At 69.7% G+C, this 12,148-nt stretch carries 10 protein-coding genes; 2 read left to right on the top strand and 8 right to left on the bottom strand.

The window, feature by feature from the left end:
* Positions 1 to 300 precede the first annotated feature (300 nt).
* The 8 genes from ACWGIC_RS42985 to ACWGIC_RS43020 all read right to left on the bottom strand — a co-directional run bounded on the left by ACWGIC_RS42985 (position 301) and on the right by ACWGIC_RS43020 (position 10,144).
* A complete protein-coding gene (locus ACWGIC_RS42985; RefSeq protein ID WP_452081707.1) occupies positions 301 to 3,315 on the bottom strand; it encodes a helix-turn-helix transcriptional regulator in 3,015 nt (1,004 codons plus the stop codon).
* Between the two features lie 404 nt (positions 3,316 to 3,719).
* Positions 3,720 to 3,926, bottom strand: a complete 207-nt coding sequence (locus tag ACWGIC_RS42990; protein WP_452081708.1) for a hypothetical protein — start codon at positions 3,924 to 3,926, stop codon at positions 3,720 to 3,722.
* A gap of 184 nt (positions 3,927 to 4,110) precedes the next feature.
* Positions 4,111 to 4,314 (bottom strand): DUF397 domain-containing protein, encoded by a 204-nt coding sequence (locus ACWGIC_RS42995; protein WP_406643084.1) that lies wholly within the window; start codon positions 4,312 to 4,314, stop codon positions 4,111 to 4,113.
* A gap of 40 nt (positions 4,315 to 4,354) precedes the next feature.
* Positions 4,355 to 5,227 (bottom strand): helix-turn-helix domain-containing protein, encoded by an 873-nt coding sequence (locus ACWGIC_RS43000; RefSeq protein ID WP_452081709.1) that lies wholly within the window; start codon positions 5,225 to 5,227, stop codon positions 4,355 to 4,357.
* A 447-nt stretch (positions 5,228 to 5,674) separates the two neighbouring features.
* Complete coding sequence (gene tesB / locus ACWGIC_RS43005; protein ID WP_452081710.1) at positions 5,675 to 6,574, bottom strand: acyl-CoA thioesterase II; 900 nt, start codon at positions 6,572 to 6,574, stop codon at positions 5,675 to 5,677.
* A gap of 36 nt (positions 6,575 to 6,610) precedes the next feature.
* Positions 6,611 to 8,035, bottom strand: coding sequence for a pyruvate kinase (gene pyk / locus ACWGIC_RS43010; RefSeq protein ID WP_452081711.1), 1,425 nt, complete (start codon positions 8,033 to 8,035; stop codon positions 6,611 to 6,613).
* Positions 8,036 to 8,192: 157 nt separating this feature from the next.
* Positions 8,193 to 8,858: a DUF2461 domain-containing protein gene (locus ACWGIC_RS43015; protein WP_452081712.1), complete on the bottom strand. Its 666-nt coding sequence runs from the start codon at positions 8,856 to 8,858 to the stop codon at positions 8,193 to 8,195.
* Positions 8,859 to 8,917: 59 nt separating this feature from the next.
* The gene (locus tag ACWGIC_RS43020) at positions 8,918 to 10,144 is read right to left on the bottom strand and encodes a glycoside hydrolase family 18 protein (protein ID WP_452081713.1); all 1,227 of its coding nucleotides are present in this window, start codon (positions 10,142 to 10,144) and stop codon (positions 8,918 to 8,920) included.
* Between the two features lie 169 nt (positions 10,145 to 10,313).
* Between ACWGIC_RS43020 and ACWGIC_RS43025 the strand changes: the two genes are divergently transcribed.
* Both ACWGIC_RS43025 and ACWGIC_RS43030 read left to right on the top strand, forming a co-directional pair.
* On the top strand, positions 10,314 to 10,616 hold the full coding sequence (locus ACWGIC_RS43025; RefSeq protein WP_452081715.1) for an ArsR/SmtB family transcription factor: 303 nt from the start codon (positions 10,314 to 10,316) through the stop codon (positions 10,614 to 10,616).
* 10 nt (positions 10,617 to 10,626) lie between these two features.
* Positions 10,627 to 12,063: an aromatic amino acid ammonia-lyase gene (locus ACWGIC_RS43030; RefSeq protein WP_452081714.1), complete on the top strand. Its 1,437-nt coding sequence runs from the start codon at positions 10,627 to 10,629 to the stop codon at positions 12,061 to 12,063.
* The last annotated feature ends 85 nt before the right edge of the window (positions 12,064 to 12,148 follow it).

Here is a 12,148-nt window from a genome sequence, read left to right on the forward strand (position 1 = left end):
ATCGGCCACATCACCCAAGCAGCCCTCGTCCTCACCCACCACGAACACCACGGACGCTACTGAGAAAACCTCAATGTGGCATTGGGTGCGTGGGATGCACCCAATGCCACATTGGGTGCATGCGGCGCGCCGGACGCGGGGTGGTGCATCCCATTCGGAGCGCGGGCCGGGGGCTGGGGCGGGCCGTGAAGGACTCTTTGAGGGAATCTAGGTCCGTGAAGGAGCCCCTCACGGACCGATGTGGGGCGTGAGGGGAACCCTGGGGGAATCGGCGGCTGTGAGGGGTCCCCTCACGGAGCCTTACTCGGGGACGGTGAGCAGGCCGCGGTCGTAGGCGATCGCGACTGCTTCTGCGCGGCGGCTGGCGCCTAGTTTCGCCATTACGCGCGAGAGGTGCACGCTCACTGTTTTTTCGCTGATGTACAGCTCTTCCCCTACCTGGCGGTTGGTGCGGCCTAGCGCGACGCGTTCCAGGACATCCCGTTCGCGGTCGGTCAGGGGGTTCAGTTGCGGGCGCGCGGGGGGTGCGGGTTCGACGCCGGACAGGTCGACGCGGGCTCGGTGGGCCAGATCGCGGACGGCGTCGCGCAGGGGGACGGCTTCCAGTTTTACTGCGACCGAGTGGGCGGCCTCAAGGGCTTCCGCGGCACCGGGGCGTCCGGTGGCCAGCAGTGCTTCCGCTTGCCGCCAGCGGCAGATCGCTTGTTCGTAGATCGCGCCGTAGGAATAAGCCTCGGCGGCTTCGGCCCATAGGTCCGGGTCTGCCGGGCCTTCCAGCGCCGACGCGGCGGCTTCCATCCGGGCCAGCCAGGCTTGGCCTTCCCGGCCCATCGTGCCGGAGCGCGGGTGTCCTTCGGCCGCACAGCGACGGCCGTGTTCCAGGAGGCGGCGGCCGGTGGCCACGTAGGCGTCCGCTGCGGCCTGGTCGCCCTTGGCTCGGGCTTCGGCGGCCAGTGCGGCGGCCGACGGGATCGCCAGTGCCACGATCCGGATTCCGCCCAGCAGGGCGGTTTCGACTTTTTCCAGCCACAGCACCAATTCTTCGGTGATCCGCAGCGCTTCGGCGTGGTCGCCGCGCCAGGCGGCCAGTTCGATCGCGGCGTCGCCGGCGGCCAGGGCGATTTGCAGGTCCGCCATCCACTGCTGGCGGAGGTTCGGCAACGCCTTGGCAGCTTCGGCGAACCGGCCGCGGCCGACCAGGAACAACACCCAGTTGGCCAGGATCCGGGCGGCGACTGCGCTCGATACGCCTCGTCTCGCGCGGCCTGCGGCGTCTTCCTTCGGCCAGTCTCCGCTGAGGTAGCGCAGGTACAGCAGCCGGGCGCGCAGCTCAAGCCCGTACGCGCTCCAGGTGAGCCCGACGGACTCCGCCCGTTCGACCCCGCGCGCGGCGTGGGCGAGAGCCAGGTCCATCTCAGCCTGGTCGTCGTAGCTGAGGGCAAGGAAGTACATGGCGCGGATCTCGACGTTCAGGGCACCCGCGTCGTGTGCCTTGCGTTCAGCCTCGCATAAGCGTTCGCGCGCCTCGACAGGGTCTCCTGCGCTGTCGGCCAGCGTGCCTAGCGTGACGAGCGCTGACGCCTCAGCGCCGACCGCCCCGACGGCCCTCGCGTCGGTGACCGCGGTGTGTGCGCTGGCCAGAGCCTCGTCCGGTTGGTCGAGCAGGCGTTGGAACCCGGCGCGCGAAGCCAGCACCCACGCCCTCGCGCCGCTCGGCTCCCGGTCGGCGACCAGTTCCCAGGCGCGCTCGATCGCCTGGACTGCCTCGTCGAACGTGCCTTCCAGGGTGAGCAGCGTTTCGGCCAAGCGACGCCAGACCTTCGCCGCGTGTTCGGGCGACGCGTCTGGTTTCAAGGCTTCGGTGGCTGATCGCGCGTAGGCCACCGCTCGTTCCGGCTCGCCTGAAGTGCCAGCGAAGTACGAGGCTTCGCTGAGCAGCTTCAGTTCGTCGACGCCTTCCGGACGGTTCTCCGGGGCCACTGCGTCCCAAATGGACTGTGCCTGCTCGATGTGGCGCAGAGCGGCACCGGGCGCACCGAGTTTTTCCGCTTCGTCCGCGGCGCGCAGCAACGCGGACAGGGCGGTGTCGAAATCCCGGCTTTCCAGGCTGTGGAAGGCCAGCTTCGCGTCGTGGCCGCGGCCTTGCGGCATGGACTGGATCCGCGCGGCGTATCCGGCGTGCATCCGCGTGCGCTCGCCGGGCAGCAGGTCCGCGTAGACCGCTTCCTGCAGCAGGGCGTGGCGGAAAGTGTAGAAACCGCGCTCGATGACCAGGACGTGGTGTTGCACGGCTTCTCGCAGTGCCTCGTCTAACTCCAGGTCGCCGATGCCTGCCACTTGTGCGAGGGCGGCGTGCGACACCGATTCGTTGGCGACCGAGATGACCCGCAGTACACGGCGCGTTTCCGCCGGGAAGCGTTCGAGCCGGGCGAGGAGGACTTCGGCGAGCCCGGCGGGGAGATCTCGGCAGTCGGCGCCGGTGGCGAGGAGTTCTTCGACGAAGAACGGGTTGCCCTCGGACCGTTCGGCGATGTCCGCGACGACATCAGGGGACAGCGGTTCCTCGGCCAGCGCCGCGACGAACGCGCGCGCGTCGGCCGGTCCGAACGGGGCCAGCGTGAGCTGTTCCACGGTGTTCAGCCGGACCAGTTCCGACAGCAGGCCGCGCAGCGGATGCCTGCGGTGGACGTCCTCCTCGCGATAGCTGCCGACGACCAGCAGCCGCTGCGCGCGCAACCGGCTGAGCAGGAAGGACAGCAGATTGCGGGTGGAGGAATCCGCCCAGTGCAGGTCTTCGAGCAGAACGACCACCGGCTGCTCCTGGCCGACCTCGGTCAGCACCCCCAGCACCGCGTCGAACAACTGGAGCTGGCCCAGGTCCTGCTCGGGCCGCACCCGGCGGACGCCCTCGCGCTCCCCTTCCGAAACCTGCCCGTGGTCACCGGTCGCCGCGGGCTCCGGAGCGCCGCCCTGCGGCAGCAGCATCCCGAGCGCGGACCGGGCGCGCACCGCGGCCGAGACCGCGGGATCGGCCGACGACCCCAGCGGAGCCAGCGCTTCGGCGAACGGCAGGTAGGGCAGACCGCCGTCGCGCACGTCGATGCAGCGGCCGGTGAGCACGAGCCCGCCACAGCCCGCGACGTGCTCGCCGAGCGCGGTGAGCAGACGGGTCTTGCCGACCCCGGCGTCGCCCGCGATCAGCACCGCACCTGCTTCTCCGCGTTCTGCGCGCGCGAAGGCTGCTCGAAGCCGACGCATCTCCTGCGTGCGGGCGACGAGCGGAATACCGGAACCGAGACGAGGCACGAGATGCATTCTCACCTACACCCCCGACAGTTCCGGCATGGATTTGCTCGTGGCGGCCGGTTCGGCCAGTGATCTCCGTCCGATCGGCGGGCGGAGGGAGTCCGGAGCGGACGGCGATCCCCAGGCTGATCGGCGTACGGACCGAAGCAGGCTTCCGGCGGGAAGACCTGGTGTGCTCTCGATGGTGCTTCGCAGCGGGCTGGGAAGCACCGGGAAATGCGCTGGCGGAGCGCCCAGCGGAGCAGTGTTGCGGCAGCGGCGGAGCGGAGTTGATTCCGGTCCGGCAAGCCGGACGATGGCGGAGCGGGCCCTGGATCGAGCCGGTCCGGCGGGCGGAGCGGCGGACCGGAAACCGTGTTCCGGCGCGTCCGCCCCGCCCGACCCCCTTACCGTCCCCGACCCGGCGCCGGGGCTCAAGCGCTATGTCGCGCCCGTGCCTCCGGTACCGTCGCCGTGCGCCTTTCCTGGCGGGGCACCTCGACGTTCGTGAAGCGGTGCGCCCGCACCCAGCGGACGACGCGGTTGCCGCGGGCCATCCGGGCGTGGCGGGCGGCGCGGCGAAGTTCGGCCATCCGGTAGTCGACCTCGGCGCGGGTCGCGTCCCAGTTGTAGTCGCTCATCGTGTTCTCCCCAGCGGGTCGTCGTTCCTTGATGACGACTACTTTCGTGCTGAGGGCCCGCCCCGGGCATCGGGTGATCGCCTATCCCGGACGCGAAAAGACCCCTTACCCGAGGTCTCGACCGGAGATGTCCAGGTCGAGCGGGGTAAGGGGTCTTAGTGCAGCGTTCAGCCGAACGAACGGGTCAAGCCTGGCCCTGGCCGTCGGCACGCACCGCGTCCAGCAGCCCCTGCCAGCCGGCGGCGGGCAGGCGGAACGCTCCGCCTTCCGGGTCTTTCGAGTCGCGCACCGCGGCGCCGCCTGCGACGAAGGCGACCTCGACGCAGTCGTTGCCGCCGCCGCTGTAGCTGCTCTTCCGCCACTGGGCGCCGGAAAGGTCGGCCATCATGGTCCCCACATCCTCACTGTCTCGGGTTGGTGTTCCTCGGTTACTGAACCGCGGCGGCCTGTTCGGCGAACCGGCCGGCCGCGTCGGTGATCAGAGCCACCGAATCGTCCGGTTTCAGCGCTGCTGCGCGCAGGTGGTCGAACATCAGCGCGTAGCGCCGGACGTCGTCGGGCTGTTCGAGGTACAGGCCGCTGGAAGTGCTGTCGTCGACGTAGACCACGTCGGGATCGGCCTGCTCGGGGAAGCCCATGATGAGGAACGGTCCCTCCATGCCGGGATGCGCCCCGGCTCCGAACGGCACCACCTGGACGGTCACGTTCGGCTTCTCGGCCATCGCGGTGATCCGGTAGAGCTGTTCGGCCATCACCTCGGGGCTGTCGACCACGCGGTGCAGCACCGCCTCGTCGATCACCGCCCAGTATTCGACCGGCGGGTTCTCGGTCAGCAGCTGCTGGCGGGCCATCCGCGCGGCGACCCGGCGGCGGGTCTCGGCCTCTTCGGCGTCCGGGCGCAGCGCGCGGATCACCGAGAACGCGTAGCGCTCGGTCTGCAGCAGGCCCGGGACCAGCAGCGCCTGGAAGGCGCGCAGCGAACTCGCGTCGGCTTCGAGGCCGACGAAGGTGCCGGTGAAGACTTCGTTGTAGGCGTGCCACCAGCCGCGTTTGCGCGCTTCGCGCGCCAGCTGGACGAGCGCTTCCTGCTCGTCGCCGGTGATGCCGTACAGCGCGAGCATGTCCCTCGCGTCGCGCGGGGTGACGCCGACGTGGCCGGTCTCGATGCGGCTCACTTTGGACGCCGAGCACTCCAGCTTCTCGCCGACCTCGTCGATGGTGAGATCGGCGGCTTCGCGCAGCCTCCGCAGCTCGCTCGCGAGGCGCCGGCGGCGAACGGTCGGTCCCTGGCCTCTCGCCACGGCAGCACCTCCGGTCCGTATTGTTGCCCGCACTGCATATCTAACCAGGTGATCGACTTGTCAGTGGAGTAATAACACCGGGGAATTCCCGGCGGCTCGCCGGGAGCCGCCCTTCACTGGTTCCGATCCGCTCCCGAACTGCATTGTGCAGAGTGCGCTTGTACTCTGGCATCCTGCGGGCCGCGACGCGAATCCAGTCGCGCCGACGGTCCTGAGCAGCGTAGACGACGGCCGCCCTCGGCTATTCGCGGCCACGCGGGAAAGCGGACGACCACGGTGTCCGGGGCCGCCCCCCGACCGGTCCCGGGCACCTTCCTTTGCTTCGCGGCATTACTCAGACGGGTTTTTCCGCGCAATTTCGCCACGGGAGTGTGACGGTTTCCGACGATTTCCGTGCAGACAGCCACTCTGCGTGGTCATCGGCGAGGCGAGGCGTCCCGGACGTCCTTATCGGACCCGCAGCAGTCCTTCTTGGACCACGGTGGCGACGTGCAGGCCGTCGCGGGTGAAGAACCGTCCGGTGGCCAGCCCGCGGGCGCCCGAGGCGCTCGGCGAGGTGCTGTCGTAGAGGAACCACTCGTCGGCGCGGAACGGGCGGTGGAACCACAACGCGTGGTCGAGGCTCGCGCCGAGCACCTTGTCGACGTCCCAGTACACGCCGTGCCGCGCGAGAACCGAGTCGAGCAGTGTCATGTCCGAGGCGTAAGTGAGCACGCAGACGTGCAGGAGCTGGTTGTCCGACAGCTTGCCGTCGGCTCGCATCCACACCCGGTGGCGCGTCGGGCGTTCGCCAGTCGTGCGGGTGACCCACGGCGGCTCGCCGATGTAGCGGATGTCGATCGGCCGCGGACGTTCGCTGAAGCTCAGGCCGAAGCCGGCGGTCAGCTCGGGGAAGGTCGGCAGCGATTCGGGATCGGGCACGTCCGGCATCGTCTCGGCGTGGTCGATGCCCGGCTCGTCCTTCTGGAACGACGCGGACAGCGAGAAAATCGCCTTGCCGTGCTGGACCGCGACGACGCGCCGCGTGGTGAACGAGCGGCCGTCGCGGATGCGGTCCACTTCGTACACGATCGGGACGCTCGGGTCGCCGCCGCGGATGAAGTACGCGTGCAGCGAATGGACCCGCCGCTCCTCCGGGACGGTCCGGCCCGCCGCGACGAGCGCCTGCCCGGCGACCTGCCCGCCGAACACCCGCACCGGCGAGTGCGCGGGCGAAACGCCGCGGTAGATGTTCTCTTCGATCTTCTCCAGGTCCAGCAGCGCGACGAGCTTGTCCAGCACCGGCTGCCCGCCGCCACCGGTGCTCGTGTCGAGTCCGGTGGCGGCTTCCCTGGCCATCTCAGTCATGCCGGAACCCTATGCAACCGGGTTCCGGCATGTCCCTTATGCGTGGTCGTCTTCACCAAGCCGGTGGACGTGGATCAGGTTGGTGGACCCGACGGTCCCGGGCGGGGAGCCCGCGACGATGACCACGAGGTCGCCGCGCTGGTACTTGCCCATTTCGAGCATCGCGTGGTCGACCTGCTGGATCATCTGGTCGGTCGAGTCCACGCGCGGCACGATCTGCGTCGTGGTGCCCCAGGTGAGCGCCAGCTGGCTGCGGACGCTCTGCTCCGGCGTGAACGCCATCAGCGGCAGCCGCGTGTGCAGCCGCGCGAGGCGGCGCACGGTGTCTCCGGACTGGGTGAACGCGACCAGCGCCTTGGCGTTGAGCCGCTCGCCGATGTCGCGGGCGGCGTAGGAGATCACGCCCCGCTTGGTGCGCGGCACGTGCGACAGCGGCGGCACGACCGGCGAATCCGTCTCGACGGCCTCGACGATCCGGCCCATGGTCTGGACCGTCTCGATCGGATACCGGCCGACGCTCGTCTCGCCGGAGAGCATCACCGCGTCCGCGCCGTCGAGGACCGCGTTCGCGACGTCGGAGGCCTCGGCGCGGGTCGGGCGGGAGTTGTTGATCATCGACTCCAGCATCTGCGTGGCGACGATGACCGGCTTCGCGTTCTCTCGGCAGATCTGGATGGCGCGCTTCTGCACCAGCGGGACCTGCTCCAGCGGCAGCTCGACGCCGAGGTCGCCGCGGGCGACCATCACCGCGTCGAAGGCCAGCACGATGGCCTCGAGGTTGTAGACCGCCTCGGGCTTCTCGATCTTCGCGACGACCGGCAGGCGGCCCTTGCCGACGCGGTCCATCACCTGGTGCACGAGGTCGATGTCGGCGGGCGAGCGCACGAAGGACAACGCGATGAAGTCGACGCCCAGCTGCAGCGCGAACTCCAGGTCCTCGATGTCCTTCTCGGACAGCGCGGGCACCGAGACGTCCATCCCGGGCAGCGACACGCCCTTGTTGTTGCTGACCGGGCCGCCCTCGGTCACCTCGCACACGACGTCCTGGCCCTCGACGTCCTTGACCACCAGGCCGACCTTGCCGTCGTCGACCAGCAGCCGGTCGCCCGGCTTGGCGTCCTTGGCGAGGCCCTTGTAGGTGGTGGAGACCCGGTCGTGGGTGCCGGCGACGTCCTCGACGGTGATCCGGACGACGTCCCCGGTGTGCCATTCCGCCGATCCGCTGGCGAACGTGCCCAGCCGGATCTTCGGTCCTTGCAGGTCGGCGAGGATCCCCACCGCCCGGCCACTTTCGGCGGCCGCGGACCGGACCAGGTCGTAGACCTGCTTGTGGTCGCTGTGGCTGCCGTGGCTGAAGTTCATCCTCGCGACGTCCATCCCGGCGTCGACGAGTGCCCGCATCTTCTCCGGCGTGGAGGTCGCGGGACCCAATGTACAAACGATCTTCGCGCGTCGGCTCACGTCCGGAGAGCCTAGTCGCTTGGGCCGCTCGCGTCTGTACCGATCCCGAAACTCCGGGGGAAGAACACGGGAAGGATTCAGTTCCGGCCACCGGTGTGCGCTGGGCGACGGCCCGGCCTGGAGCTGCCCGGAACCACCCGCGCGGGGGATGCCCGGGTCAGCGGCGCGGCTGCTCGCTCGGCCCGACGTGGTCGCGGGCCCATTCGTTGAACTTCCGCAGCTGGCGCCACGATTTCCGGACCCGCTCCAGTGCCTCGCGCTCGTGCAGGAAGTCGTCCGGTTCCCAGGCGCGGACGGCGTACACCGAACGGTGCCGCAGCAGGTCGAGGCGCGGATGGTCCTCGGCGAATCCGCGCGGTTTGGACTTCAGCCGGTCGCCGAGGATCTCCCAGCCCGCGCGGCGCAGGCTCGCCAGGATCTTCTCGAGCGCGGGCCCGTGCAGTTCGGTGTCGACCGCCGTGCGGTACCGGGCCAGCTGGTCCGAGGCCAGGTGGAAGCAGCCGCCGCCGACGCGCAGCCCGGCCGGGCCCACCTCGACGTAGTACGCTCCCCCGCCGCGGCCGGACTCGATCACGCCGCCGCAGTGCGTCTTGTACGGCGTCTTGTCCTTGGCGAACCGGACGTCGCGATACGGCCGGAACACCTTCGCCTCGCCGAAGCCCGCGCCGAACTCCGGCTCCAGCTCGGCCAGCAGCGCCTCCATCGGAGCCCGGACGTGCTCCTTGTAGATCGCCACGTGGTCGTCCCAGTAGGCCTTGGTGTTGTCCGCGAGCAGCCCGTCGTAGAACTCGACGGCGTGCTCCCCGAATCCGCTGAACTTCACCCGCAGCACGATAAACCGGGGCACCGACAGAATCGGCGCCCCGGCTGTATCGAACGGGGTTACTTCGCGAGCGCGGTGATCAGCTCGCCGTTCGAGGTGTCGCCGGACAGCTCCCAGAAGAAGGTGCCGCCGAGGCCCTGCGACCTCGCGTACGACGTCTTGCCCGCGATGGTCGAGGGGGTGTCGTAGCTCCACCAGTTCGAACCGCACTTGGCGTACGCGGTGCCCGCGACGGTGCCGGTCGCCGGGCAGCTCGTCTTGAGGATCTTGTAGTCCTCGATGCCCTGCTCGTACTTGCCCGGAGCCGGTCCGGTCGCGGTGCCGCCCGGCGCGCTCTGCGTGACGCCGGTCCAGCCGCGGCCGTAGAAACCGATCCCCAGCAACAGCTTCGAGGCCGGAACGCCCTTGGTCTTCAGCTTCTGGATGGCGGCGTCCGAGTAGAAGCCCTGCGTCGGCAGGCCGTTGTACGAGGTGAGCGGCGAGTGCGGCGCGGTCGGGCCTTGGGCCGCCCAGCCGCCGAAGAAGTCGTACGTCATCACGTTGTACCAGTCGACATACTGCGCGGCGCCCGCGTAATCGGTGACGTCGAGCTTGCCGCCGTTGCTGCCGTCCGCGGTGATCGCGGCCGTCACCAGCTTCGACGAGCCGAACTTCGCCCGTACTGCCGCGAGCAGCTTCTTCAGCGCGTCGGGACCGCTCGTGTCACAGGTGAGGCCGCACGCGTTCGGGTACTCCCAGTCGATGTCGATGCCGTCGAACAGCCCGGCCCAGCGCTTGTCGTTGACGAGGTTGTAGCAGGAGTTCGCGAAGGCCTCCGGGTTCTTCGCGGCCTGGCCGAAACCGCCGGACCAGGTCCAGCCGCCGAACGACCAGATGATCTTCAGGCCGGGGTGCTTGGCCTTCAGCTTCTTGAGCTGGTTGAAACTGCCCGCGAGCGGCTGGTCCCAGGTGTCGGCGACGCCGTCGACGCTGCCCGCCGCGTCGTAGGTTTTCTGGTAGTCGGCCCACGCGTCGCCGATCGCGCAGCCGCCGTTCGTGACGTTGCCGAAGGCGAAGTTGATGTGCGTCAGCTTGTTCGCCGACCCGGACGTCTCGATGTTCTTCACGTGGTAGTTGCGGTCGTAGATGCCCCAGTCGGTGAAGTAGCCGACCACCTTGCCGGCCGCGGCCTCCGTTCTCGCGGGCGCGGCCGTCGAAGCGGCGGGGACGAGCGCGGCCGCGGCGGCGAACGCCGCGGTCGCCAGGCCGGCCAGTGCCAGCAGGCGTTTTCTGCGCAAGCGAAGCATCATTGCTCCCTTCAGAAGTCACCCTCGGTGACGAGCTGATGACGGTGGGGACAAATGCACCGTAAGTGGACTAGACCACTAGGTCAATGGTTTAGACCACAAACCGGACATTCGGCGGTACTCGCATTCCTTGACAGGCATATGCGCCGCGAGGCAGATTTCCGGGGTGATGCAGACCTTCGACGTGCTGGCCGAACCCCGCCGCCGCGCGCTGCTGGACCTGCTGCTCGAGGGCGAGCGGTCGGTCGGCGAACTGGTGGCCGAGCTGCGGCTCAGCCAGCCCGCCGTGTCCAAGCACCTGCGCGTGCTGCGCGAGGCCGGGCTGGTGACCGTGCGGGTTTCCGCCCAGCGCCGCTGCTACCGGCTGCGCGCGGAACCGCTGGCCGAAGTGGACGCGTGGCTCGCGCCCTACCGGCAGTTCTGGGCCGGCCGGCTCGACGCGCTCGAACAGCGGCTCGACGAAACCGAATGAGGAGCACTCCGTGATCCGAGTGGACGGCCGGACCCTGCGGTGCGCCGACGTGGTCGCGGCGGCGCACACCGAAGGCCCGCTGGCGATCGACGTGTCCATCGCCGCGCTGCGGGCCGCCGAGCACTCGTGGAAGCTGGCCGAGGACCTGAGCACCCGGCGGGTGGTCTACGGCCGCACCACCGGCGTCGGCGCGAACAAGGACGACGCGGTGGACGAGCCCGCCGAACACGGCCTCCGCCTGCTGCGCAGCCACGCCGGCGGCAGCGGCGAACTGCTGCCCGACGGCCACATCCGCGCGATGCTGCTGATCCGGCTCAACCAGCTGCTGGCCGGCCGGTCCGGAATCAGTCCGGAGCTGATCGGCGCGCTCGCCGAAGCCGTTCGCAGCGGGGCGCTGCCGGTGGTGCACCGGCTGGGCGCGATCGGCACCGGCGACCTCGCGCCGCTCGCGGAAGCCGCGCTCGCATTGGCCGGGGAACGCGCGTGGGCGATCGGCGCGGTGCCGCCGGTTCCGGTGCACGCGGGCGATGCGTTGGCGTTCATGAGCAGCAACGCCGCGACACTCGCCGAAGCGACTCTCGCGGCGATGAGTCTCGACACGCTCACCCGCGCGAGCCACGCCGTCGCCGCGCTCACGTACGTGGCTCTCGACGGCAACCCCGAGGCGTACGCGACGCCAGTGCACGAAGCACGTCCGCACGCCGGGCAGGTGGCGTGTGCGGCTGAGATGCGGCGGCTATTGGGCATGCACGGCACGCCGAAGCCGGGGCGTCGGCTTCAGGATCCCTTCGGGCTGCGCGCTTTTCCTCAGGTGCAAGGCCCCGCGCTGGACGCGATCCACTATCTGCGTGACGTGCTCGCCGTAGAAATCAATGCCAGCACGGAAAATCCGATGATCTCCACGGTGCACGGCGACGCGTACCACCACGCGCACTTCCACACCGCGTACGTCTCGACCGCGCTCGACCAAGTCCGCGCGACCGTGCATCAGGTCGCGGAGCTGTCGGTGGCCCGGCTGGGCGACTTGGTGGAACCGGAATTCACTGGCCTGCGGCCGTTTCTCGCGGTCGGCCCGCCGGGGAGTTCCGGGGTGATGATCCTGGAGTACGTGGCGCACGACGCGCTCACCGAACTGCGGCAGGCGGCGTTGCCCGCGACGCTCGGGACCGCGGTGGTGTCGCGGGGAATCGAGGACCACGCGAGCTTCTCGACCCAAGCCGCGCGAGCCGCCACGGCCGCGGCGGCCGCGTATCGGCAGGTGCTGGCTTGCGAGCTGGTGGCGGCGGTGCGGGCGTTGCGGATCCGGAAGGCGGAGCTGGTGGATCTGCCGGTGCGGGCGGCGTTCGAGGCCGCGGCGGAGGTGCTGGACGAGCGGCTGGAGGACCGGCCGTTGACCGACGACATCGCGAAAGCAGCCGGGGTGCTGGAGGAGCTGGCGCGGATTTGACTGGCCACAGTGGACACTCTCCTCCGGCTCCGATCCCGCCGATGTCCGTGAGGGGCCCCCTGAGGGAATCTGATTCCCTCAGGGG

The organism is Amycolatopsis sp. NPDC054798 (assembly GCF_053611505.1).

Bases quoted from the DNA above. Each gene is read 5' to 3' on its own strand.
- ACWGIC_RS43020 (WP_452081713.1), bottom strand. From the start codon at position 10,144: ATGCTTCGCTTGCGCAGAAAACGCCTGCTGGCACTGGCCGGCCTGGCG.
- ACWGIC_RS43025 (WP_452081715.1), top strand. From the start codon at position 10,314: ATGCAGACCTTCGACGTGCTGGCCGAACCCCGCCGCCGCGCGCTGCTG.
- ACWGIC_RS42995 (WP_406643084.1), bottom strand. From the start codon at position 4,314: ATGATGGCCGACCTTTCCGGCGCCCAGTGGCGGAAGAGCAGCTACAGC.
- tesB (WP_452081710.1), bottom strand. From the start codon at position 6,574: ATGACTGAGATGGCCAGGGAAGCCGCCACCGGACTCGACACGAGCACC.
- ACWGIC_RS42990 (WP_452081708.1), bottom strand. From the start codon at position 3,926: ATGAGCGACTACAACTGGGACGCGACCCGCGCCGAGGTCGACTACCGG.
- ACWGIC_RS42985 (WP_452081707.1), bottom strand. From the start codon at position 3,315: ATGCATCTCGTGCCTCGTCTCGGTTCCGGTATTCCGCTCGTCGCCCGC.